Source organism: Sulfitobacter aquimarinus, assembly GCF_040149565.1.
GTDB lineage: Bacteria > Pseudomonadota > Alphaproteobacteria > Rhodobacterales > Rhodobacteraceae > Sulfitobacter > Sulfitobacter aquimarinus.
In genome coordinates this window covers 1-23,460 of the sequence record NZ_JBEFLO010000015.1, presented here as the reverse complement: position 1 = coordinate 23,460, position 23,460 = coordinate 1, and the positions used below count along the sequence as shown (strand labels likewise).

General features: G+C 59.0%; 27 protein-coding genes and 1 pseudogene. 19 read left to right on the top strand and 9 right to left on the bottom strand.

The window, feature by feature from the left end; translation table 11 throughout:
- Positions 1–22 precede the first annotated feature (22 nt).
- Both ABMC88_RS17710 and ABMC88_RS17705 read right to left on the bottom strand, forming a co-directional pair.
- The gene (locus ABMC88_RS17710) at positions 23–1,519 is read right to left on the bottom strand and encodes a phospholipase D-like domain-containing protein (protein ID WP_349578213.1); all 1,497 of its coding nucleotides are present in this window, start codon (positions 1,517–1,519) and stop codon (positions 23–25) included.
- Entirely contained in the window at positions 1,516–2,745 is a 1,230-nt protein-coding gene (locus ABMC88_RS17705; protein ID WP_349578212.1) for a replication initiation protein, read from the bottom strand. The genes ABMC88_RS17710 and ABMC88_RS17705 overlap by 4 nt, the downstream gene beginning before the upstream one ends.
- A gap of 483 nt (positions 2,746–3,228) precedes the next feature.
- Here ABMC88_RS17705 and ABMC88_RS17700 point away from each other — a divergent pair, with 483 nt between their 5' ends.
- From ABMC88_RS17700 to ABMC88_RS17655, 10 genes and pseudogenes are all read left to right on the top strand, one after another.
- A complete protein-coding gene (locus tag ABMC88_RS17700; protein WP_349578211.1) occupies positions 3,229–4,623 on the top strand; it encodes an AAA family ATPase in 1,395 nt (464 codons plus the stop codon).
- A gap of 6 nt (positions 4,624–4,629) precedes the next feature.
- Positions 4,630–5,682 (top strand): ParB/RepB/Spo0J family partition protein, encoded by a 1,053-nt coding sequence (locus tag ABMC88_RS17695; RefSeq protein ID WP_349578210.1) that lies wholly within the window; start codon positions 4,630–4,632, stop codon positions 5,680–5,682.
- A gap of 207 nt (positions 5,683–5,889) precedes the next feature.
- Positions 5,890–6,278 (top strand): annotated as a pseudogene (locus ABMC88_RS17690) (transposase); the annotation flags it as partial.
- A gap of 408 nt (positions 6,279–6,686) precedes the next feature.
- Positions 6,687–7,556 carry an NAD(P)-dependent oxidoreductase gene (locus ABMC88_RS17685; RefSeq protein WP_349578209.1) on the top strand — a complete coding sequence of 290 codons (870 nt, stop codon included), beginning with the start codon at positions 6,687–6,689 and terminating at the stop codon, positions 7,554–7,556.
- Positions 7,557–7,573: 17 nt separating this feature from the next.
- On the top strand, positions 7,574–8,518 hold the full coding sequence (locus tag ABMC88_RS17680; protein ID WP_349578208.1) for a glutathione S-transferase family protein: 945 nt from the start codon (positions 7,574–7,576) through the stop codon (positions 8,516–8,518).
- Between the two features lie 24 nt (positions 8,519–8,542).
- A complete protein-coding gene (locus ABMC88_RS17675) occupies positions 8,543–9,181 on the top strand; it encodes a glutathione S-transferase family protein (RefSeq protein ID WP_349578207.1) in 639 nt (212 codons plus the stop codon).
- Between the two features lie 128 nt (positions 9,182–9,309).
- The gene (locus ABMC88_RS17670) at positions 9,310–10,140 is read left to right on the top strand and encodes a bifunctional allantoicase/(S)-ureidoglycine aminohydrolase (RefSeq protein WP_349578250.1); all 831 of its coding nucleotides are present in this window, start codon (positions 9,310–9,312) and stop codon (positions 10,138–10,140) included.
- Positions 10,141–10,206: 66 nt separating this feature from the next.
- Positions 10,207–10,548 (top strand): RidA family protein, encoded by a 342-nt coding sequence (locus ABMC88_RS17665; protein WP_349578206.1) that lies wholly within the window; start codon positions 10,207–10,209, stop codon positions 10,546–10,548.
- 11 nt (positions 10,549–10,559) lie between these two features.
- Complete coding sequence (gene uraH, locus ABMC88_RS17660) at positions 10,560–10,913, top strand: hydroxyisourate hydrolase (RefSeq protein WP_349578205.1); 354 nt, start codon at positions 10,560–10,562, stop codon at positions 10,911–10,913.
- A gap of 3 nt (positions 10,914–10,916) precedes the next feature.
- The gene (locus ABMC88_RS17655) at positions 10,917–12,152 is read left to right on the top strand and encodes a urate hydroxylase PuuD (RefSeq protein ID WP_349578204.1); all 1,236 of its coding nucleotides are present in this window, start codon (positions 10,917–10,919) and stop codon (positions 12,150–12,152) included.
- Here ABMC88_RS17655 and ABMC88_RS17650 read toward each other — a convergent pair.
- Positions 12,149–12,892 (bottom strand): sulfite exporter TauE/SafE family protein, encoded by a 744-nt coding sequence (locus ABMC88_RS17650; RefSeq protein ID WP_349578203.1) that lies wholly within the window; start codon positions 12,890–12,892, stop codon positions 12,149–12,151. The two genes, ABMC88_RS17655 and ABMC88_RS17650, sit on opposite strands and share 4 nt — an antisense overlap.
- Positions 12,889–13,062 (bottom strand): hypothetical protein, encoded by a 174-nt coding sequence (locus tag ABMC88_RS17645; RefSeq protein ID WP_349578202.1) that lies wholly within the window; start codon positions 13,060–13,062, stop codon positions 12,889–12,891. The genes ABMC88_RS17650 and ABMC88_RS17645 overlap by 4 nt, the downstream gene beginning before the upstream one ends.
- Before the next feature lie 197 nt (positions 13,063–13,259).
- Between ABMC88_RS17645 and ABMC88_RS17640 the strand changes: the two genes are divergently transcribed.
- A complete protein-coding gene (locus ABMC88_RS17640; protein ID WP_349578201.1) occupies positions 13,260–13,520 on the top strand; it encodes a hypothetical protein in 261 nt (86 codons plus the stop codon).
- Positions 13,521–13,918: 398 nt separating this feature from the next.
- On the opposite strand, the gene ABMC88_RS17635 is transcribed toward ABMC88_RS17640, so the two are convergent.
- Positions 13,919–14,371, bottom strand: a complete 453-nt coding sequence (locus ABMC88_RS17635; protein WP_349578200.1) for a c-type cytochrome — start codon at positions 14,369–14,371, stop codon at positions 13,919–13,921.
- A gap of 440 nt (positions 14,372–14,811) precedes the next feature.
- Here ABMC88_RS17635 and idi point away from each other — a divergent pair, with 440 nt between their 5' ends.
- Positions 14,812–15,339, top strand: a complete 528-nt coding sequence (gene idi / locus ABMC88_RS17630) for an isopentenyl-diphosphate Delta-isomerase (protein ID WP_349578199.1) — start codon at positions 14,812–14,814, stop codon at positions 15,337–15,339.
- A gap of 125 nt (positions 15,340–15,464) precedes the next feature.
- Here the strand turns inward: idi and hemE are convergent, their stop codons facing one another.
- On the bottom strand, positions 15,465–16,499 hold the full coding sequence (hemE, locus tag ABMC88_RS17625) for a uroporphyrinogen decarboxylase (RefSeq protein WP_349578198.1): 1,035 nt from the start codon (positions 16,497–16,499) through the stop codon (positions 15,465–15,467).
- Positions 16,500–16,600: 101 nt separating this feature from the next.
- Here hemE and hemC point away from each other — a divergent pair, with 101 nt between their 5' ends.
- On the top strand, positions 16,601–17,545 hold the full coding sequence (gene hemC / locus ABMC88_RS17620; protein ID WP_349578197.1) for a hydroxymethylbilane synthase: 945 nt from the start codon (positions 16,601–16,603) through the stop codon (positions 17,543–17,545).
- Positions 17,546–17,977: 432 nt separating this feature from the next.
- Here hemC and ABMC88_RS17615 read toward each other — a convergent pair whose 3' ends face one another.
- The 3 genes from ABMC88_RS17615 to ABMC88_RS17605 are packed head-to-tail and all read right to left on the bottom strand — an operon-like array spanning position 17,978 to position 19,817.
- Positions 17,978–19,033 carry a YeeE/YedE family protein gene (locus tag ABMC88_RS17615; protein WP_349578196.1) on the bottom strand — a complete coding sequence of 352 codons (1,056 nt, stop codon included), beginning with the start codon at positions 19,031–19,033 and terminating at the stop codon, positions 17,978–17,980.
- Positions 19,034–19,055: 22 nt separating this feature from the next.
- Positions 19,056–19,391 carry an ArsR/SmtB family transcription factor gene (locus ABMC88_RS17610; protein WP_349578195.1) on the bottom strand — a complete coding sequence of 112 codons (336 nt, stop codon included), beginning with the start codon at positions 19,389–19,391 and terminating at the stop codon, positions 19,056–19,058.
- 57 nt (positions 19,392–19,448) lie between these two features.
- Positions 19,449–19,817: a hypothetical protein gene (locus tag ABMC88_RS17605; RefSeq protein WP_349578194.1), complete on the bottom strand. Its 369-nt coding sequence runs from the start codon at positions 19,815–19,817 to the stop codon at positions 19,449–19,451.
- Positions 19,818–19,886: 69 nt separating this feature from the next.
- Here ABMC88_RS17605 and ABMC88_RS17600 point away from each other — a divergent pair, with 69 nt between their 5' ends.
- From ABMC88_RS17600 to soxA, 6 genes are all read left to right on the top strand, one after another.
- Positions 19,887–20,627 (top strand): cytochrome c biogenesis CcdA family protein, encoded by a 741-nt coding sequence (locus ABMC88_RS17600; protein ID WP_349578193.1) that lies wholly within the window; start codon positions 19,887–19,889, stop codon positions 20,625–20,627.
- 19 nt (positions 20,628–20,646) lie between these two features.
- Positions 20,647–21,210, top strand: a complete 564-nt coding sequence (locus tag ABMC88_RS17595; protein ID WP_349578192.1) for a thioredoxin family protein — start codon at positions 20,647–20,649, stop codon at positions 21,208–21,210.
- A gap of 118 nt (positions 21,211–21,328) precedes the next feature.
- The gene (gene soxX / locus ABMC88_RS17590; protein WP_349578191.1) at positions 21,329–21,805 is read left to right on the top strand and encodes a sulfur oxidation c-type cytochrome SoxX; all 477 of its coding nucleotides are present in this window, start codon (positions 21,329–21,331) and stop codon (positions 21,803–21,805) included.
- A gap of 32 nt (positions 21,806–21,837) precedes the next feature.
- Entirely contained in the window at positions 21,838–22,254 is a 417-nt protein-coding gene (gene soxY / locus ABMC88_RS17585) for a thiosulfate oxidation carrier protein SoxY (RefSeq protein ID WP_349578190.1), read from the top strand.
- Positions 22,255–22,275: 21 nt separating this feature from the next.
- On the top strand, positions 22,276–22,605 hold the full coding sequence (gene soxZ / locus ABMC88_RS17580; RefSeq protein WP_349578189.1) for a thiosulfate oxidation carrier complex protein SoxZ: 330 nt from the start codon (positions 22,276–22,278) through the stop codon (positions 22,603–22,605).
- Positions 22,606–22,631: 26 nt separating this feature from the next.
- Positions 22,632–23,460: sulfur oxidation c-type cytochrome SoxA (soxA, locus tag ABMC88_RS17575; RefSeq protein WP_349578188.1), on the top strand; the 829-nt coding region annotated here is incomplete at its 3' end.

Genomic DNA, 23,460 nt, shown 5'->3' with positions numbered 1-23,460 from the left:
AGCGGATGCGCCGCTGTTCTTTTCAGCGAAATTTTTTCCAGATAATCCAGCCAAGCGCCACCGCGCCAGCCACCAGTCCCAGGTGGCGCGGCCTGATCCCCTGCCCCGTCGATGTGTCCTCGTTCGGATGATAGCGCGGATCCATCAGCCGCGTATCCGCAAGCATCGCGCTGCGCATGTTCGAGGGGCGTTTTTTGAGATCGCGCAACCGTCGGCCAGACTTGCCATTCAGCGCCCCGATCGTGTCGATCAACGTGCCCTCTTTTTCCAGCGTCTTTCTGAACTCTGTCTGACTAACACCCAGATGTTCGGCCAAAAGGCGGTCTTGCATGTCGGAAACCGCGTCCCGCTGCGCCATGACAATCACATTACATTCAGTGTCAAATCCCATGGACCGATTGTTCATATTGGCCGATCCGATATGCAGGTCGACCCCGTCTACAATGAACACTTTGGCATGCACATAAATGGGCTGCCCTGCGACGGTCACGGGAAAGTAGATGCGAAAATGGTCATGCACGTCTTTTTCTATCAGGCGGGCAACTGCGCGATCACGCAGCTCGTGCATCGCATCATCCTCAAATTCAGAGAGCGCATATTCAGGATTGATTACAACAACTTGAGGCCCGTTTTCCTCTGACAGGCGGGCCTCGATCGCGGCGCAAACGGTCTCGGCCGCAAAATATTGCGACTCGATATAAATGGTGTGTTTGGCCTCTCGAATTCCCGCTAGAAACGCTTCCTCTATCTCGTTGCGCAGGGGCGCACCGTCGAAGGGCGGCTCGGTTCGGGCGATGGCCACATCAATGTTTTCCGCATCGACCTTGAGGTCATCTGGCCAGATGGAATCCTTTGCCGGTGTGGGCGGGGCTAGTGTTTCGCCGCGTGCGCGCAACCAACGGTGGCGCGACAGATTCCCAAGGGCCGCCGCAGCAGGACCCGACACAGATGAGGTCACATCATGCCAAGGCGCTGTCGGCTCGCCCTTTTTGTCGACGCGGCGGGGATCGTCGGGCAAATGCTCTGACGTGTCCCAACGGCTTTCGGTGGCATCAATGCCGCCGCAGAATGCGATCTGGTCGTCGGCCACAACGATCTTTTGATGGTGGCACGCGCCAAAGGGGTGATGGCCGTCAAGGGCCAGATGGATCCGCTCACTGCCCAGCACCGCAAGGCCCAGCGTGGGGGCCAATCTGCCAGGTGCTACCAGCACAGAGCCGTTCCATTTCAGCATATAGATATGGAGTTCGGACTGCACCTCAACGACCTTCTCGAGGAAAGGCCCCAGTTTGTTCGGCAGACCGTCAGGGGCCAATCCGTCGGCATCACTTTCCCCGGGGAGCATTTCGATTTCGAGATCGAAGTCCCACCCGATCAGCAAAAGCTGTTGGCGCGACGCACGTATCACCTTGCGTAGGGCTTTAAAGTAATCGCTGGCGTCAACGATCAGGGAGAACTCGTCCGCCCGCTCGACGCGCCAATGGCGGACAGACTCGGTTTCGGTGGGGTCTGTGTTCATAGCTTTGGATCCCGTGGTTGCGCCGATACTTCACCCGTATCATCCCTTGGGGAAGGGGCAAATACGTCAGGGCTCAATTCCTGCCAGAAGGCAACGATGCCTTGGGTGTTGAGGGCAGACATCCAGCCGTGCCTGTCAAAGTCATCCACCAGAACGGCATCCGCCAACCTGCTGCGGAACAAGGCGCGGTCGGCGTCCCGCTGGGTGGGGTTGCGCGCGGCAACGGCACGCTGCACCGCTTTGAGATTTCGGGCGCGGTCACTGGGGGGCGCCGCGGCATCGGCAGGCGCGTCTTCGCCCGCATAGTCATCATCTATCGCCCTTCGCAAATAACGCACGGGGCTTTTCACATGGTTTCGCCGCGAAACGTAATCGAGCTTTTCGCGAACGTAGTCTTCCCCGTGTTCGGTCAGCCATTGCCGCGCCAGCCGGTCACTCACGCCCAAAGCGGTCAGCTGCGCATAGGTGTCGCCCTTGCGCAGCCCGGCACCGTCATCAATGTCGAGGATCGACAATTGCGGATTGCGTGCGATGAGGAACCTGATGTCCGTGACCGCCCTGCCCTGCTTGCGAATCTCGGGCGTGATGGTGATGTCGGAAACTTTGTTCACCTCGGCCACGGCGGGTTTGATGATCTTTGCGTTGAGGTGTTTGTAACTCAGGTAATACTCGGACCCGTCCACACCCATCAGCCTGCGGAATGTCTCCAGCGACCACCACCCCGTCGAACCTGTGCGCACAAAGCGAAAGCAGTTTTCATAAAGCGCCAGCGCGTGACCTCCGCTGAACTGCCGCTGGATGTTGAGGTTGATCAGGGCGAAAACCTTGGGGTCATGCAGCTTTTCGGCAAGCGCGGGGGAATAGGCGTATTCACAAACCCCGTCCTTCAGCTTTGCAAAGGACAAAAGCGCGGAGACGCCCCATTCCTGCCGCCCCTTTTCATCAAGCATATCCCACTCGGCCACTGTCTCGGCCAGCCCGCGCAGCGATGCTTTGAGCGTGTCGATGTCGTTGGAGTTATACCCCGCCATAACGCACAAGGTGCGTGCGTCGATCTTGTGAGAGCTGCGCGAGACGAGCGTGTCATAGGCATTGAGCAGCAACACATTCGACAGCTTACGCTGCAACAGCGTGAGCTTGCCGGACACATGAATGGCCGCCACATTCTTTTTCACCGATGGCCTGCTCAGCGCTCCGGATAGCTTGGCGTCATTCACCTGATTCATCGCTCTACTCTTTTACGTGAATGTCGCAGGTCAGGCACCCTGTGTAAAGGATTTCGCGGGTCCCCAAGGATATTGCCGCGCGGAACTGCGCATCCCTTCTGAAAGGGACCCGCATACGGGATGGAAAACCGCAACCGCGCATCTGCCGGATTGCATCAGGCTCTAATCCAGCTAATTCAGTCTCTAAATCCGGTTTTGCGTGACGCTGCCCGCGAATCGGAGTCCTTCCTCCCGTATTCGGGCCCCTTTCCTCCCGCAGCATGGTGCGCTTCATCCTGCATCTTGGTCCCCAAGTGCTGTTATTCCTTTGATATATTTATGTTTTTAGAAAGGTAAATCATCTAAAGAGTCTTAAATATACTAAACAACAGGTTATGTTGCTGTTCGTCTTGTCAATATTTGGGAAAAGAGGCGCGGCAAGACTGGCGATATTACGCATATTCTGTGATATTGCGAAGAAACGCGCACATGCAAGGGTGATTTATGACGAGCAAAGATACGCCGCTTCCGCCATACTACAACATAGATCCGGCCAAGGCAGCAAAGAAACTCGCCGAGCCTGTGACGACCACCCGCTTTGCCAAAGCCGCGAATTTCGCAGCCAAGGGGCGCGATGATCTGGCGCGGCGCGGTTATGCGCCGGACGGGCTCAAACGGCTGCGCAAGTTTTCGACCTGGGAAGTCTGTAAATACCTCATTCCGCTGGCGCCTGCGCATTTCCGCCGCGTTCTGAAACAGAACCCAGATCTGCCGCAAGGCACGGGGGAGGGGGGTGCAAAATGGTTCACCCTCGAAGAGGTCCTTGCCATCCGCACGCATTTCGCCGCCGAGGGGGCGAGCGATCGTGAATATCTGCCTTATCGGCCCGAAGGGCTGCCTGCCAAAGTGGTCACTGTGGCCAACTTCAAAGGCGGCGTGGGCAAGACCTCGACCTGTGCGCATCTGGCGATGAGCGCGGCACTGGATGGCTACAAGGTGCTGGTGATTGATCTGGACAGTCAGGGGTCGATGACCTCCATTCTGGGCGGCAAAGTCGCGGATGAATGGGAGACGGCATTTCCGTTGATCGCAAAGCATTTCGCGGGGCACCTTGCTGCGGAGAACAGCGTGCTGGCAGCGGGCGGTTTCGCGACGAAACCACTGGACGAGACGTTGACGGCGGCGGCAGAGATCACTGCGGACGATGTAATCCAGAACACCCACTGGCCCAATATCGACCTGATCGGCGCACAGCTGAACCTTTACTGGGCGGAATTTCAGGTCCCTGTCTGGCGGATGCAGCTGGGGTCATGGCCGCTTTGGGATGCGCTGGGGGGCTTTCTAGAGGATGAGGGGCTGCTGGACAAATACGACCTGATCTTTCTCGATACGCCGCCTGCGCTGGGGTATCTGACGATCAATGCGCTGGCCGCGACGGACATTTTGTTGGTGCCTTTGGGGGCGTCCTTCCTTGAGTTCGATTCCACGGGGCGGTTTTTCGACATGCTGTATTCCACCTTCGCCAGCATCGAGGACGGCGAGAATAAGTCACGGAGCAGGGCGGGTCTTGACGAGGTGCGGTTTGAATGGGACGCCGTGCGCGCCATGATCACGCGCTTTGATCCTGCGCAGCAAACCGACCTTGCCAATGTGGTGCAGGCCTATTTCGGGGATTTCATGACGACCTACCGTCAGGACTTTACCGCCATGGTCGGGCAGGCGGGGGAGCAGGTCAGCGGCATCTACGAGGCTGACTATCGCGAGTTCAACCGCGACACCTATGTGCGGGGTCGCGAGACGTTCGACCGCACATGGGGCGAGGTGAAAGAAATCATTCTGGGGTGCTGGTGGCGTGATCAACAGATGAACGCAACGCCCGCCGCAGAGACAAAGGAGTAAGGCATTATGGCTAAACGTCGCAAGCTCACAGCGCCGAGTGTGGAAGACCTCAGTAAGATCGAAGAGGAGTTTCGCCGCGAAACCGCGCCCAATCCCGGGATGGCGCCGATTGCCCAAGTGGCGGCGGAGACTGCAATGAACAGCAATGCGATGGACCCCGTGACGCGCACAAAACTGGCCGAGCTGGACCGGCACAGGGCGGTTGAGGCGCACGGTCTTGTGGCGCGGCTGATCCCCTTGGACCAGATCGACGACACCGCAATCACCCGCGACCGCATGACGCTGGAGACAGAAGAGTTTGCCGAGCTGAAGGCCGCTATTCTGGCCAATGGTTTGCGCATGCCTGTCGAGGTGTTTGAGCTGGAAGGGCAGGGGGGTGGCCCGCGCTATGGCCTGATCTCGGGTTATCGACGCTTTCACGCGGTGCGTGCGCTGCGCGGCCAACCCGGTCAGGAAGTCGGCGTGATCGAAGCGCTTGTGCGGCCTGCGGCCTCTGCCGCCGCCAGTATGGAGGCGATGGTCGAGGAGAACGAGATCCGTGCGGACCTGTCACAATACGAACGGGGCCGCATTGTCACGCTTGCTGTGCAGAACGGCGTCTATAGCGATATTGCAGAGGCCACGGCAAATCTGTTCGCGCATGCCTCAAAAGCGAAGCGGTCCAAGATTCGATCCTTTGCGCAGATTTTTGAACAGCTTGGCGATGTGCTGACGTACCCGCAAAGCCTGACGGAAAAGCAGGGGCTCTCCATCGCAAAGGTGCTGCGTGACGGGGCAGGGGGCGTGTTGCGCGAACGGCTGGCCCAGCGGGCTCCATCCTCCGCAACCGAGGAATGGGCGGATCTTCAGGCCATTATCCTTACGATCGACCAGCCCGCCACAGAGGATATCGCGACGCGAGGTGGCCGTCCGAAAGCTCGGGTGCAAAAAATCACGACAGAGAAGGGCACGCGCGTTGACGTTACCCGCAAGGCGACTGGTACAGCCTTGCAAATACGCTCGGATTTAAGCGAGGACGCCCTGCAGAAGTTACTAAAATATATTGAGACGTCACTGTAATCGGACGGGCTGTTTGGCTCTGAGCATGGCGGGCTTTGTGTATCGCGAAAGGGCGCGTTCCAATTGGCGCTGAGGCAGTCGTAAATCGCCTTTCCAATTGCCGAACTGGCCGCGGTCATTGATCGCCTTTGGACGGTTGTGGATGGCTTTGTTACACAAATAGATTGGTGGGATTCACTGTTAGAATTCAACGTGATAGCTGGAGACATGAGCGGTTGGGCCCCTGCGAAGTACGAGGCCAAGAACTGGCCGTCTTACGATGACAGTTAAAAGCAGCGCGGATCGTTGTCGATCTGGTTAGATCCGAAGATGGATTGGCACCACCACCAAGCGGCAAGCGCGGTCGGCAACAGCAGTTCAGTGATGCTGCCATTCAGGCTTACCTGACGCTGAAGGTCCTGTTTGGCATACCGCTTCGCCAGACAACCGGGGTTGTGCAGAGCATGCTGCGGCTGGTCGGGCTGGAGTGGGGTGCGCCGAATTTCAGCACCTTATGTCGACGTCAGAAAACACTAAGTGTGAACCTGCCGTATCGCGGCTCCACGGGGCCGTTGAACCTTCTCATAGACAGCACGGGGGACCGAAGTCGCGGCGAGACGAAGACGCGCTGTATCAAACTACTTGGCCAATCGTTAATAACGCGGGACTTCGAGAGACAGGCCGCCGAAATCCAAATCTGCATCTGGTTAAACAAGCCCTGCGCATGCCGGAGCGGTGGCACGTTCTGAAGGAAGCATTTCTCGGCACCCCTTATCAGGCAGTCCCGGACGGCGAAGTCGTTCGCCGACATTCGGGCGGCCAACATCGCCACAGCCGCCCTTGATACCGTTAGGGATGCCGCAAGTGACAATCGGGGCCTTTTCCACCCTCGACAACATCATTATGCTCCCTCCCAACATCAGTGCCACACGGCAGCCCGCAACGGGCTTTGGCGTGTTTGACACCTTTGGCGCATTCTCTGCGGGCCACGCCCGCCCTCTTTTCTTGACTGATCGGATACCACAATGACCAAACTTGCATTCCTCGGCCTTGGCGTAATGGGCTACCCTATGGCGGGGCATCTGGCGGCGGCGGGCAATGATGTCACCGTCTATAACCGCACGACCTCCAAGGCGGACGCATGGGCAAAGCAGCACGGCGGCACCGCAGCCCCGACCCCCGCCGCCGCGGCAGAGGGGGCCGAGATGGTGATGGCCTGTGTCGGCAATGACGACGATCTGCGCGATGTTTGCCTTGGGCCTGATGGAGCTTTTGCGACAATGGCCAAGGGCAGTGTTTTTGTCGATCACACGACCGTATCCGCCGCCGTTACGGCCGAGCTTTATGCAGCCGCGAAAGAGCAAGGTATCGCCTTTGTCGACGCGCCTGTGTCGGGCGGGCAAGCAGGGGCCGAAAACGGCCAGCTGTCGATCATGTGCGGCGGCGATCAGGCCGACTATGACCGCGCCGAGCCGATTATGAACATCTATGCCAAACTGTGTCGCCGCATCGGCGACAGCGGCGCGGGCCAGATGACAAAGATGTGCAACCAGATCGCCATCGCGGGCTTGGTGCAGGGCCTGTCCGAGGCGATGCATTTCGCGGACAAAGCGGGCCTTGACGGTGCCGCCGTGGTAGAGGTGATCAGCCAGGGCGCCGCCGGTAGCTGGCAAATGTCCAACCGTTACGAGACGATGCTGGCCGATCATTTTGAACATGGCTTTGCCGTCGACTGGATGCGCAAGGATTTGGGCATTTGCCTGCGCACAGCGGATGAAAACGGCGCAAGCCTGCCTGTGACCGCGCTGGTCGATCAGTTCTATAAGGACGTGCAGAAAATGGGCGGCGGGCGCTGGGATACCTCCGCGCTGTTCAAGCGCCTGCAATCCAGCTGACCGGAGGAGAGGCGCCTATGTCCGATCCCGCACCGCAGATTATCTTTCACGCCTACCCGCAATCGCCTGTAGCCGAAAAGGTGCGCGTGGTGTTGGGCATCAAAGGCGTGGCGTGGCACAGCGTCGAGATTCCGCGCCTGCCGCCCAAACCCATGCTGACCGCGCTGACAGGTGGCTACCGCCGCACGCCCGTGATGCAGATCGGGGCCGACATCTATTGCGACAGCCAGTGCATCATCCGCGCGCTTGAGGACCGCTTTCCCGCGCCTTCGATCATGCCCACGGGCGATCAAGGGCTGATGTGGTGCCTAAGCCGCTGGACAGACGGCTTTTTGTTCGACCAAACCGTGCGCCATGTTCTGGGTGCTGCGGGCGACGGGCTGGATAAGGATTTTGCCGAAGACCGTGGGCGGCTTTATCTGGGTGAGGATTGGGCGGCTGCGCTAAAGCAAGCCAACGCCGACCTGCCGCATCTGGTGGCGCAAATGCGTGCCCCCCTGTCGTGGCTGGATGCGCAACTGTCGGACGGGCGGGCCTTTTTGCCGGGCGACGCGCCTGCCGCGATTGATGCGCAATTCTATCACGTTGTGTGGTTCCTGCGCGGCCGCTGGTCTGGCGGCGCGTCGTTTCTGGCAGAGTTCAAAGACCTTGAACGGTGGGAAGACAATGTGCGCGCCATTGGCCATGGCACCCAAACCCCGATGGACCCGCAAGACGCGATTGATCTGGCCAAAGCATCGCACAGCACCGCCCCCACAGGCGTCGCCGATCACGACCCCCAAGGCCTGTCTGTCGGCCAATCCGTCACAGTCCAACCCGATGTAAACGGCGGCGAACAACCCGTCGCGGGCAAGATCCGCTTTGCCGATGCCGAAACCGTTGTGATCGAGCGCGAGGCCGAAGACGTCGGCACCCTCTGCGTGCATTTCCCCCGCGCGGGCTACCGCGTTGGTGCGGCTTAACCCCCAACCCCGAAGGGCTACGCGATGATTGATTTGTATACATGGACCACGCCGAACGGGCGCAAAGTCTCGATCCTGCTGGAGGAGCTGGGCGTGCCCTACACCGTCCACGCCATCAACATCACCAAGGATGAACAATTCGCGCCCGATTTCCTGAAGATTGCGCCGAACAACCGCATCCCCGCGATTGTCGATCACGAGACGGGCATCCAGATGATGGAGACGGGCGCGATCATGCTATACCTCGCGGATAAGTACAAAAAGTTCCAAGGCGAGGGCGCGGAGTACTGGCGCATGGTCGAATGGCTGATGTGGCAGATGGGCGGCTTGGGCCCGATGTTGGGGCAGACCCATCACTTTGTAAAATACAACAAGGGCAAATCCGACTACGCCGAACAGCGCTATAGCACCGAGGCAAAGCGGCTTTATTCCGTGCTGAACACTCGGCTCGAGGGGCGCGATTTCATCGCAGGTGACGGGCGCGGCATCTATACGATTGCGGATATGGCCTGCTGGCCGTGGGTCTCTCGGTTCGAGTGGCAAGAGATCGACCTTGCCGCCTATCCAAACGTGTTGGCGTGGTACCAAACCATCGCCGCACGGCCCGCGGTGCAGGCAGGATACTCGGTCCCTGCGTTCACAACCGATGTGCCGATGCCTTAGGTCCCTTTTGCGCTGGCCCTGATCGCAGGGTTAGCGCCCCCACCAGAACAACGCAGATTTCTATATCTGTCTTTGCCCCCGCCGCTGGGGTAGACAGGGATATGAACACCCAAGAGGGGACCAAACCCATGACCGCGAAATACTATGCCCCCACGGGCGGCCACCCGCCGCAGACGCAACTGCTGACCGACCGCGCAATTTTCACCGAGGCTTATGCGGTCATTCCAAAAGGCACGTTGCGCGACATTACCACCAGCTTTCTACCCTTTTGGGAAGGCACGCGGCTGTGGGTCATCGCCCGCCCGCTGAGCGGCTTTGCCGAGACGTTTTCGCAATATATCATGGAGGTCGCTCCGGGGGGCGGCTCTGACACACCCGAGGCGGATGCAGGGGCCGAAGGCGTGCTGTTCGTCGTCGAGGGCACGGCGACCCTGACAGTGGACGGGGCGGCGCATACGATGGAGGAAGGCGGCTATGCCTACCTGCCGCCCGCAACCGATTGGACCCTGCACAACCACACCGATGTGCCCCTGCGCTTTCACTGGATCCGCAAGGCGTATGAAGCGGTTGAGGGGCTGCCCCATCCCGATGTCATCATTACCAACGAAAAGGACATCGCCCCCACGTTGATGCCCGACACGGACGGCAAATGGGGGACCACCCGCTTTGTCGACCCCACCGATCTGCGCCATGACATGCACGTCACCATCGTCACGTTCGAGCCGGGCGGCGTGATCCCGTTTCTGGAAACCCACGTGATGGAACACGGGCTTTATGTGCTTGAGGGCAAGGCCGTCTATAACCTTAACAACGACTGGGTCGAGGTCGAGGCAGGCGACTATATGTGGCTGCGCGCCTTCTGCCCGCAGGCGTGCTATGCGGGCGGGCCAGGCAAATTCCGCTATCTTCTGTATAAAGACGTAAACCGCCATATGGGCCTGCGCCTGTCGGGCAAATAACGCATCTACCTGCACGGGGTGATCCGTGCCACAAATACGAAAACCAACTCAGCGGAGCCTGACATTATGATCGAACGCATCGACGCGGGGGTACGGTCCTCGAAAATCGTGAAACACAACGGCGTGGCCTATCTGACGGGTCAGGTCTGCGAAGGCGATACGATTCAGGATCAGGTGCGCGGCTGTCTGGACAAGATCGACGCGCTGCTGGTGCAGGCGGGCTCGTCGCGGGAAAAGATGCTGCGCGTCACGATCTGGCTCGCGGATATGAGCGATTTTGCGGGTCTCAACGAGGTCTGGAACGACTGGGTGCCAGAGGGCCACGCCCCCGCCCGCGCCTGCGGCGAGGCCAAGCTGGCCCGCGATGTGCTGCGGGTCGAATTCATCGTCGACGCCGCCTACGACTGAAGGGACACACCATGACCGGATACCTCACCACTCACGTTCTGGACACCGCACGCGGATGCCCCGCAAGCGGCCTGCGGATCGAGCTGTTCCGCATCGAGGGCGAGACGCGCACAGCGCTGCGGACCCTCACCACCAACGCCGACGGCCGCACGGACGAACAGATCCTGCCCGCCGCTGAATTCAGCCTTGGCACTTACGAGCTGGTCTTTCACGCGGGCGATTACCTCACCGCGTCAGGCACGCCGCCCGAAGACCCCCGTTTCCTTGACATCATCCCGATCCGTTTCGGCATGTCAGAGGCGTCCCATTACCATGTGCCGCTGCTGCTGTCGCCCTTCGGCTATTCCACCTATCGGGGCAGTTGACCCATGTATGATCTGGCTGTCATCTGGGACTGGGTCGCCTTTTCGGTCCGCTGGCTGCACGTTGTTACCGCGATGGCGTGGATTGGTGCTTCGTTCTTTTTCATTGCCCTTGATCTGGGGCTGGTAAAGCGCGAGGGCATGCCCACTGGCGTCAGCGGTGAGGAGTGGCAGGTCCACGGCGGCGGCTTTTACCACATCCAGAAATACATGGTCGCGCCCCCAAACATGCCCGACCACCTGATCTGGCATAAGTGGCAAAGCTATATCACGTGGGTTTCGGGCGCTGCCCTGCTGATGATCGTCTATTGGGTCGGAGGAGAGCTTTATCTGCTGGACCCGACCAAGGCCGATCTGAGGCTATGGCAGGGGATCGCCATCTCGGGTGGCTCGCTTACGATTGGCTGGCTGGCCTATGACGCCATGTGCAAATCGAAGCTGAGCGAGCGGCCAACCGCCTTGATGCTGCTGCTGTTCGTGATCCTTGTGATTATGTCTTGGGGCTATAACCAGATTTTCACGGGCCGCGCCGCCCTGCTGCATCTGGGCGCGTTTACCGCAACGATCATGACGGCCAATGTCTTTTTCCAGATCATGCCGAACCAGCGCATCGTTGTCGCTGACCTGAAGGCGGGTCGCACGCCGGATGCAAAGTATGGCAAGATCGCCAAGGTCCGCTCGACCCACAACAACTACCTGACGCTGCCGGTCGTGTTCCTGATGCTGTCGAACCACTATCCGCTGTCATTCGGCACCGAATATGCGTGGATCATCGCCAGTCTGATCTTCCTGACGGGTGTTACGATCCGCCACTATTTCAACACGCTGCACGCCACGGGCGCTGGCCCCCATTGGACATGGGCGGTGACCGTGCTGCTGATGGTGCTGATCGCGTGGCTGTCCTCGATCCGCCCTACCGAGACATGGGAGGACGCCGAGGCGCGCCCCCTTACCGCGCATGAGGAACGCTTTGCCTCTGCTGCGGGGTTTGATGCGGCTTATGATGCGGTGATCGGCAATTGCTCGATGTGCCATGCGCGCGAACCGGTGTGGAACGCGATGAAATGGGCGCCCAAAGGGGTCTATCTTGAAACCCGCGCCGATGTGGCGAAACAAGCCAGCCAGATCTACCTGCACGCAGGCATCAGCCGCGCCATGCCGCCGCCCAACGCCGTGCAAATGGACGCCGAGGCACGCCTTGCCATTGTCACATGGGTCCGCAACGTCCGCGCTGGTAGCTAGAAAACCTCGCTCAGCATAATGCCGAGGCCCATCAACAGGCTCAGCAGGATCAGCAGGCGGCGAAATCCCGTGTCGCTGAGGCGACGAAAGACCATGATCCCGATCTGCGCCGACACCAGCCCTGTGGGAACCGTAATTGCCAGTGCGGTCAGCGCCGTCTGGTCATAAGCCCCCTTGAAAAACAGCAGCGTAATTGTGGTGCTTAGAATAGCCATATTGAAGGGCTGCAAGACCGCCCGGGTCTCGGCCTTGGTCCACGGGCGCAACGACAGCCAGATCACAGGGATCGCCCCCGACACCCCCGCCGCCCCGCCAAGCGCCCCGCCGATAAATCCGATGGCGGAATCCACCACAGGTGTCGGCCGCGAAAAGGCGGGCAGAGACGTGCGGAACCCGAAATACGCGCCATACACGATCAGCAAAGTCGCGATCACCAGGCGCAAGACGCCCGCGTCAATGAACTGCAAAAGCGACAGACCAATCGGCACGCCCAACAAGCCGGGGATCAGAAAGCATAAAAGACGTTTAGGCTGTGCAAAAATCTCGCGCCGCACGATCCATAGCCCCTGCAACCCTGCCAATGTCGACATAAGGGCGACAACGGCCACGGCCGTCATAGGCTCCAGCACCGCCAGATAAAACCCTAGCGCAAACAGCGCGGTCCCCGTCCCCGACAACCCGTTGATAAAGCCGCCCGCAACTGCGCCCAGCAGCAGATAGGTGATGAATTGCGCGCTCATGCCGTCTCCTCTGCGTGGCGGATCACGCAGGCAAGCGCGTCAAACAACTCATCCAGCGCTTTTGCTAGGATCTGATGCGTCACGGGGGGCAATTCGGGCGTGCGGGTTTTGCGGTTGAACAGGACGATCCCAAGGTCGGTTTCCAGCCTAGGCAACAGTCTGATCGTCATCTTCGCCCCCGCAGCATTGATAGCAACGCTGCCCCCAGCTGCAACATTCCTACAGTGGCCCAAGAGCCATGACAATTGGTCAAACAAGCATATGGGAGGACAATATGACAGTTTCAAAAACGACATATGCACATACACGCGGGGGCCACATTGGCTGCCACGAACGCATTGGCTGAATACCCCGAACGGCCGCTAGCATGGCCGTTCCTTGGCGCGACCAGCACCCCCTCGCGCTTTATGCTTTCTTCACCCTGTTCGCGGAAATTCTGACGGTTAAAACCGCATCAATATCCTGCAAGACCTGCCTTGGCGGTTTGCAACAGGCTGCTAAAACTAAAGTCGGGGATCTATTTTCCTTTGTGCTCAAGGTGATCGTTTGCAACATCAAGGGCGGCTATTGCCACACCGGCGGGATGCCCCTGTCGGTGCATGCGTTGTGTTCTCGCGCCGCGCCGTGATCCGCATCCGTGCCGACGGATGGGTGGAACACCGAACCGGCCCCCATAGGTTTGCCCCCTTCCAACGCCGCGAAACGGCAGGGCGGAAAACGCAAACAGAAGCCGCCGGGTGACACGAAGTTTTGCAAAACTTCGGCCCGGATTTTTGCAAAAATCCGCATCCCGCCGCAGCGTCAGGAGATAAGAATTCATGTTGAAAATTCAGGCGACGCCTGTTCGGTGTTCTCGGAAATCCAGCACGAACCCTGACACCTTATGGAGGCACCAACGACACTGACAACCCCGCAGTGTGCTATGATCGGGTTGTCCGCTGGGGGCGCATACCTTGCGCAATCCGGTGAAACGAAAAATGGCGGCCCGACTGGACCGCCATTTAACAAGACTGTCTTGACCAGCGATTAGCTGTCAGAGTCCGCTTTCACTTCGGGACCAACAGACACCAGATACGCCCAGACATCTGCCGCATCGTCCGCTTTCTTCAGCTTGAACGACATTTTGGATTTTGCACGTTTGTCGTCGTTATATGTGGCCAGATATTTTTTAGGGTCTGCCAAATATTTCACGAATTCTTCTTCGTTCCATTCAAGACCGGCTTCGCCGGCTTCGACAAGGGATTTGCCGTACTTATAGTCGGCAGAGCCTGCAACGCGCTGGTAGATGCCATAAAGGTTCGGACCCGTGCGGCCTCCCTTGAGGATAGTGTTACCCTCTTCGTCTTCGATCATGTGGCACGCTTTGCACTTGTTGAACAGTTTCTCACCAGAGTCAGCGTCGCCTGTGGCGTGGCCATCTGCGAAAGCGGGTGCTGTAAACAGGGCAATGCCCAAAGCAGTTGCTGCAAGTTGTTTCATGCTTGTTCTCCTATAACTTCGATAATTCAACTAGTCCGTCTGGCGGCGTCGGAAAGGTTTGCGCGAAAATAGTTTTGCATAGATGCATCACGCGCCCTCAAGGCTGCGCCGCTGCCTTTCCAGGGATTATACTGTCACACATATTCCGCCCCTATGAGGCAGTCAATCCAGTGGGGAGTGAGCTTGGGACGGCTGTTCCGCATACAGGGAGCGATGCAGAAGGCCTGCTTCAAATCAGATATACTCCCGCGCCCCAACGTCGATGGGCAGCGCCCATCGTTCGGGGTGTCTATGACAAAATTGCCGATCAAACACGCCCCTTGGCGCATTGGTAATTCGGGGTTAGAACCCCCGCACATTTGACAGGGCTCGCTCCCCGGACGCGGATATGAGACTGTCTTCGCCAACAAGGGTCTGAACCGATGCGCGACGGAGACGTAATGACCAAAATCATGATCCCTGCGTGGATAGACGGCACGCTAACGCCTGTCGAAAAGCTCGACGTGCATCTGCGCGGGCTGCGGCACAAGGCCGTGTCCGTCTTTGTCATGGCGGGCGACGCGATGCTGATCCAACGGCGGGCCTTGGGCAAATATCACACGCCCGGCCTGTGGGCGAACACCTGTTGCACCCACCCCGAATGGGAGGAGCCTGGTACCATCTGCGCCCTGCGCCGTCTGGGCGAAGAACTGGGTATTTCTGATGTGCAGGTCGCCCACCGCGGGCAGGTTGAATACCGCGCCGATGTGGGCGGCGGCCTGATCGAACATGAGCTGGTCGAGGTCTTTGTCGTCAATGCGTCCCGCGCCCTGCCTCTCTCGCCTAACCCTGACGAGGTCATGGATACGCGCTGGATCACGCTGGATGATCTGCGGGCCGAGCTGGCCCAGACACCCGAGATTTTCACGCCTTGGCTGCGGATCTACATGGAGCAGCACAGCGCGCTGATTTTCGGCTCAGACGCCTGACGCACGTTAGTCGTGGAATCCGCAGTGCTGCAGCAAACCTGATCTAGCGGGGCAGGGGGCCAGCCCCCATCGTCCTCAGGGGGACGATTCCCGCGCAGGATTTAGGGCCAGAAAAATAGGCGTGGTTAGCCGTTGCGAACGGTGTCGATCATCAGCTGGACGTTTTCGGGGTCTGCGTCTGGAGTGATACCGTGGCCCAGGTTGAAGATATGTGGCCCTTTCGAGAAGGCTTTGACGGTGCGGCGGGTCTCGGACACCAGAGCATCGCCGCCTGTGACCATATGGGTCGACTTCAGGTTGCCCTGAACGCAGCCGCCTGTTTGCAGATGTTCGGCGGCCCATTCTGCGGTGACGCCGTCATCGACGGCAACGCAATCGGCGCCAATGGCCGCGTGGGTGCCGACGTATCGCTCACCTGCGCCACGGGGGAAGGCGATGATTGGCACATTGGGGTGCTTTTCTTTGAGGGCGGCGGTGATGCGGGCCATGGGTTTGATTGAGTAATCCATGAAGTCAGCGCCTTGCAACGATCCCGCCCAGCTATCGAAGATTTTGACGACTTCGGCACCCGCTTCGATTTGTTTGGACATATAGTGGATTGTCGCATCCGTGATCCGCTCCATCAAGCTGTCGAAGACGGCGCGATTTTCGGATTTGAGCATATGCGCGGGGCCTTGATCGGGTGTGCCCTGACCCGCGATCATATAGGTTGCAACGGTCCAGGGGGCACCTGCAAACCCGATGAGCGTTGTTTCGGAGGGAAGCTCTTTTGACAGGATTTTGACCGTCTCATAGACGGGGGAGAGGTGGTCGTGGATGGCATCTGCGGGCACCAGCTTGTCCAGCTCGGCCTGTGTCGTGATTGTGGACAGGCGCGGGCCTTCGCCGGTAACAAACCACAGATCGGCGCCCAAAGCCTGGGGGACCAGCAGGATGTCGGCAAAGAGGATCGCAGCGTCAAAGCCGTAGCGGCGGATCGGTTGCAGCGTTACCTCGGCCGCGAGTTCGGGATTGTAGCACAGTTTGAGAAAATCACCTGCCTGCGCACGGGTGGCGCGATATTCGGGCAAGTAGCGGCCCGCCTGTCGCATCATCCAGATCGGCGGCGTGGGAAGTGTCTCGCCCGCAAGTGCGCGAAGGATTGTTTTCTGGGTGCTCATGTGTTGTCTCTATTTCCAAATTTGGCTGGCGGCACCATGCGATAAAGCAGGGGGGATGCACAAGAGTTGTCAGGTTTGGTCCACACCGTTAGAGATTGCTTATGACATTGAAATTGCCCACTCCCGCCCAACCGCTGATGATCGGCACCCGTGGATCGCCCTTGGCGCTTGCGCAGGCAAATGAGACGCGCGAACGTCTGGCTCATGCCTTTGATTTGCCGTTCGAGGCCTTCACCATTGTTGTGATCAAAACAACCGGTGACAAGATCATCGACCGCCCGTTGAAAGAGATCGGCGGCAAGGGGTTGTTCACCCGCGAGATCGAGGCCGACATGCTCACGGGCAAGATCGACATCGCGGTGCATTCGATGAAGGACATGCCCACGTTGCAGCCCGAAGGGCTGGTTCTGGACACGTATCTGCCCCGTGAAGATGTGCGCGATGCGTTCATCTCGCCCACTGCAAAATCACTGGCCGAGCTGTCGGCAGGCACGGTTGTCGGCACCTCAAGCCTGCGCCGCCGTGCGCAGCTGATGCTGAAACGCGGCGATCTGGAAGTGGTCGAGTTTCGCGGCAACTTGCAAACCCGCCTCAAAAAGCTTGATGACGGCGTTGCGGCGGCGACCTTCCTTGCCATGGCGGGCTTGCGCCGCCTGAAGATGGACGAGGTGCCGCACACAGCGATCGAGACAGACGTCATGCTGCCCGCCGTCGCCCAAGGCGCCATCGGGATCGAGCGGCGGATGGATGATACAAACGTGGCCGCGATGCTGGAGGCGATCCACGACACGCCCACCGGCCAACGGCTCGCGGCAGAACGCTCTTTCCTGTTGGAACTGGATGGCTCGTGCGAAACACCCATCGCCGGTCTGGCAGAGCTTGACGGCGGCACGCTCCATCTGCGCGGCGAAGTCCTGCGCCCCGATGGCTCGGAAGCTCTTAACAATGCGATAAGCTGCCCCATCGAAGACGGCACCGCAGCAGGCAAGGAAATGGCGCAAAAGCTGTTGTCCCAAGCAGGGCCCGACTTCTTCGACTGGCGCTAAAGAACAAGCGCGCCCCCAAGACAACAGCGCTGCGCCTTCTTTATTTTGCCTATAAACTCAAACGAGCGACCCGCATCACGCGGGCCGCTCGCGTTTGTGCGACCGCTCGCCCCCTTCGGGTGCATTGCGATCGTTTACGGCCTGAACTTTGATGGCTCATTTGGCCATCAAATACGCGATGCCTGCCCCGCTTCGCCCGTGGCGGGGCTTTTCAAAGCTCTTGAACCCGCGAAGTGACACCCGAAAGGCGATGCGATGGTGTTTGTGGACGCGGGCGGCGCGGTGCTTAGGGTGCATGGAGCGTTTCTTGATCTGGCGGAGGTCAACGATGGCGGTGCGCGATGTCAGCCGCACGGCGGCGGGGATGTTGGGCCAGTCTCTTTATGTGAAGCTGCGCAAATACGGGTTGCTGAAAACCGGCGATAACCAGGCTCAGGATGCGGGGCCAAAGCCCCAGATCAGTTGGCGCAGCCCGAGCGCCGCCCCGATCATGATGCAGATCATCGTGACAGGCGCACTATAGGACAGGGTCGAGAAGGCCGATAGCCCTTGGCCCACGCTGCACCCTACGGCCACAACCGCCCCGATGCCCATTAACGCTGCGCCCAAAATCTGGCGGCGCAGCTCGCGGGGGTCGTCGCAGGCTTCCCAGCGGAAGTGGCCCTTGATCAGGCTGCCCGCCAACGCGCCCACCAAAACCCCCGCAACAGAGCCTGTGCCAAAGCTGATGGCATTGCCGGACGAGGTCATCAGGTACAGCACCGTTTCCCCCAAAGGGGCCGAGAATGTGTGACTAACCACAGGGGTATCTGCAAATCCCGCCTGCGCGATCCATTGCGTACCTGCCCAGCCCGACACAACCGCAACACCCGCAACAGCGCCCCAGATCACATAGGACGGCGATGTGCGCATACCGCGATGGGTCAGGGTCAGCCCAATGAACAGGACGCCGATCAGGATGCCTGCTGTCTCAACCCCCAGCCCGCTGAGCGTGGCGGCGGCTTCCGCAATGCTCTGGTTTTGATCGGCGGGCAGGGGGGCGCCGAATACCGCCAGCCGCATCCCCGACAGCAGCCCGCCCAAGGTGACATAGGCCGCGATGCCCATCACCAGCACAATCAGAAGCGAGCGGAGATCGCCGCCGCCCAACCGCGCCAGCGCGCCGTAGCCGCAATTGCCCGCCAGTGCCATGCCATAGCCAAACAGCAGCCCGCCAAAAATACTCTCGAACGGGTTCCAGCCGCGCATCATATAAAGCGTTTGCGACAGGTCCAGCAAACCCGATGCCGACAGACCGAAGGTGCCGATAATCGCCACCCCGATCGCGATGCCCCACATCCGCAAACGCAGGGTGTTTTCGCCGTACATCAGGTCTTCGATTGCGCCCAGTGTGCAAAACCGCCCCATGCGGGCCGCAAGGCCCAGCAGGATACCGCCAACCAGACCAACAAGGGCCAGTGCCGTCGGCTCGGAAACGAGATCAAGCATGGTGGTGCGGTTTCAGGCGCACTTAGTCGTCGCGACAAAAGAGGTCATAGACGACCTCCATAATCTGTTTTGCGCGGTCGTCGGCAAGGCTGTAAAAGATCGTCTTGCCCTCGCGGCGCGGCGTTACCAGACCCTCTAGCCGCAGGCGCGACAGTTGTTGCGACACCGCCGCCTGACGCGAGGACAGCAGCTCTTCCAGTTCGGTCACCGACTTTTCGCCAGAGGCAAGGTGGCACAGGATCATCAACCGCCCTTCGTGGCCAATGGCCTTCAGGAAGTTTGCAGCGTCCATCGCGTTGGAAGCCATCCGGTCCATATCGGCAGGACACATGTTGGTATCAAAAACGGGTAGGCCCATAAGTTCAACTTTGCTCTACGAAGGATAATTTATGAATTCGAATGTTCATATGTGTTTTCAGCTATTCACGTCAACATTGGCCCGCGCCAGCATCTGGCCCAAGAGCCCCCAAAAGAAATCCTCGCCGGGGTAGCCTTCGATCCGCGAGGTTTCGACCCCGTCAACGACCAGAACGAAGGTAGGGGTAAAGTGCAGGCTGCGGGCAAAGGTGATGCCTTCGGGGCGGGTGTCATGAATGTCGATGCGCAGCAGGGGGGCTGCTTTTCCCTCGGGGGTTTTGGGATAGATGTCCGAGAGTTCCTCGTTCCAGCGGGCGCACCATATGCAGCCCTTTTCCTCAACCATAATCAGCCGCGTCTCAGCGCTGGTTTGCACGAGGCTGGCAAACAATAGAGTAAGGGACAGGGCAAGTGTGCGCAGGAACATGGAAATTGACCTTTGGTGTACAAATAACATAATATGAATATGTGAATTGTACAAGGCTGGATGCTGATCATGATGGACATCACGTTACTTGGCGCGGCATTCGCGGGGCTGTTGTCATTTCTCAGCCCCTGTATCCTGCCGATTGTGCCCTTCTACCTTAGTTATCTGGCGGGAGTCGGGATGAACCAGATTTCGGCCGAGGCGCAGATTGATCGCAGCACGCGTAACCGCGCCGTGCTGTCGGCGTGCTTCTTTGCGGCGGGCGTGATTACCATCTTTATGGGGCTGGGCGCGGCCGCCAGCATGTTCGGGCAGGTCGTGCGCGAATATTTCGACATCCTGCGCTGGATTGCGGCGGCGATCATCATTGCGATGGGGCTGCATTTTCTGGGCGTGCTGCGGATCGGGATTCTGTACCGCCAGTTGCGGGCCGATTCGGGGGCGACCTCGAATGTGGGGTTTATCGGGGCTTATGTAATCGGGCTGGCCTTTGCCTTTGGCTGGACGCCTTGTGTGGGTCCTGTGCTGGCCGCGATCCTGTTTATGGCGGGGGGCACGGATACGGCGGGCAGCGGTGCGTTGCTGTTGTTTGTCTATGGGTTGGGGATGACGGCCCCCTTCGTGCTGGCTGCGTTTTTCATCGGCCCGTTCATGCGCTGGATGCAAGGCTTTCGCCGCCATCTGGGGCGAATCGAGAAAATCATGGGCGTTCTGCTGATTGTCTTTGGCCTGCTTATTGCGACCAATTCAATGAACTATATTGCGCAATGGATGCTGCGGGTCGGTCCCGACATCGGTGTCTTGCGTTGATCCAAAGGGAGGATTCGAGATGTTGAAACTGCTGACACGGGCCGCGGTGATATTGGCCCTTGCTGCGCCGCTTCATGCGGCTGATCTGGGTGATGACGGCCTGCACAAAGCGCCGTGGATGCGCGACACCTTCAAAGACCTGAGCGAGGATTTGGCCGAAGCCAATGACGAGGGCAAGCGCCTGATGATTATGATCGAGCAGCGCGGCTGTATCTATTGCAAGCAGATGCACGAAGAAGTTTTTCCGATTCAGGAGATCGCGGACTACATCGAGGAAAACTACTTTGTTATTCAGATAAATATGTTCGGCGATGTCGAGGTGACGGATTTTGACGGCGAAAGCCTGTCTGAAAAGGACATGGTCAAAAAGTGGGGCGCGCTGTTTACGCCGATGATCCTGTTTATGCCGCAGGAGGTGGCCGCGGACACCAGCGCCGCACGCGCTGCCGTTGCCACCATGCCCGGTGCCTTCGGGCGGTATACCACGTTCAATATGCTCAACTGGGTGCGGGAGGAAGGCTACGCCGGCGACGAAAGCTTTCAACGCTATCACGCCCGCAAGTTCGCTGAACAGACACAGTAAGGCCGCTGGTGCGGTTTGCCGCGCGATCAAATCCAATAATTCATTTTCATGAATTTGTAGTTGCCTGATCACGTTTCAGTGCGCTACGGTATACCAGACATAGTCTGAGGGAGGACGTATGAGATTTTCTGTCATCACAGCAATCGCAGTGGGATGTTTGGCTGCAGGCGCACATGCCGAAGAAGTGGCCCCGACGGCTGTAAAATATACTGAAGGCGCTGTTGAGCAGTCGTTGTCCGGCGTTGCGGGCGATGCTGCAAACGGGCGGATCATTGTCGGCGACAAAGGGCAGGGCAACTGCGTTGCGTGCCACATGGTCACCGATCTGGCCGACGTGCCGTTCCACGGTGAAATCGGCCCCATGCTGGATGGCGCGGGTGAGCGTTGGTCCGAGGCAGAGTTGCGCGGCATCGTCGCGAACGCCAAGATCATGTTCGAAGACAGCATGATGCCGTCCTTCTACAAAACCGAAGGTTTTATACGCCCCGGCGATGCCTACACAGGCAAAGCGGCCGATCCGGAGACATTTGGCCCGCTGCTGAGCGCGCAACAAATCGAAGATGTCGTCGCCTATCTGATGACACTGAAAGACTAATCAAACTCTTCGGAGTATGAAGGAGAATAACGATGGAATTTACACGACGTAATGCAATCGCAATGGGCGCAGGCGCGCTGTTGATTGCGGGTCTGCCTGTGCGCGTCTCAGCAGCAGCCGAAGACCTGATCGCCGAATTTACTGGCGGCGCCGAAGTCGGCACAGGCGACATCAGCCTGACTGCGCCAGAGATTGCCGAGAACGGCAACACAGTACCAATCGAAGTGTCCTCCGAAACAGCGGTTGATATTATGGTGCTGGCAATGGGCAACCCGACGCCCGCTGTCGCGACCTTCAAATTCGGCCCCCTTGCGGCTTCCCGCGCAGCCTCCACACGTATCCGCCTTGCAGGGACACAGGATGTTGTGGCGATTGCCAAACTTGAGGACGGCTCGTTTGTGCGTGCCTCCAGCACCGTGAAAGTAACAATCGGCGGCTGCGGCGGCTAATCGACCAACAGGAGAATTATCATGGCATCTGGTGTAAAACCTCGCGTCAAAGTACCAAAAAAAGCGGCTGCTGGTGACACGATCACCATCAAGACCCTGATCAGCCACAAGATGGAATCAGGCCAGCGTAAAGACAAAGAAGGCAACGCGATCCCGCGTTCGATCATCAACCGCTTTACCTGCGAATTCAACGGCGAGATGGTCGTTGACGTCAAGATGGAGCCTGCAATCTCGACCAACCCGTTCTTCGAATTCAAGGCAAAAGTGCCCGAAGCCGGTGATTTCAAATTCACATGGTACGACGACGACGGCTCGGTCTACGATACGACAAAATCAATCGCCATCGGGTGAGCGCAGACAACCTTGGGAGGGACTCCATGCGGAAAATGACAAGCGCCTTGATGGCGACGCTGATCACAGCAACAGGTGCGTTCGCCGATCCTGTCGACGACACACTGGTTCTGAATGAAGAAACGGAAATGGTTGTGCGCACGGCGGCGCCCGCGCATGTCTCTGATGCGCTGGACGAAGTGATGTCGGGCTGGCTGTTTCGCGGAACCGAGACCCGCGCGATGCAGTCGGACGACTTTGACAATCCGGGCATGATTTTTGTCGAGCAAGCGTTGGAAGCCTGGGAAACTGCGGAAGGGACCGAGGGCAAATCATGTGCCTCGTGCCACGACGACATGGACAGCATGGCAGGCGTCAAAGCCACCTATCCCAAGTGGAACGAGGCGGCGGGCGAAGTGCGGACACTGCAAATGCAGATGAACGACTGCCGCACCAACCGTATGGGTGCCGAAGCATGGGGGTACGACAAGGGTCCGGCGATCAACATGGAAGCGGCTTTGTCCTCTGTGTCGCGTGGCCTGCCTGTCAATGTCGCCATTGACGGTCCTGCGCAATCCATGTGGGAAAAGGGCAAAGAGCTGTATTACACCCGCACGGGTCAGCTGGAACTGTCCTGCGCCAACTGCCACGAAGACAGCTATGGCAGCATGATCCGCGCAGACCACCTTAGCCAGGGCCAGATCAACGGCTTTCCGGTTTACCGTCTGAAGAACACAAAGTTGAACGGCGCACATTCGCGTTTCAAAGGCTGCGTGCGCGACACCCGCGCCGAGACATACAAGCCCGGCAGCGAAGAGTTCATCGCGCTTGAGCTTTATGTCGCGTCCCGCGGCAACGGCCTGAGCGTCGAAGGCC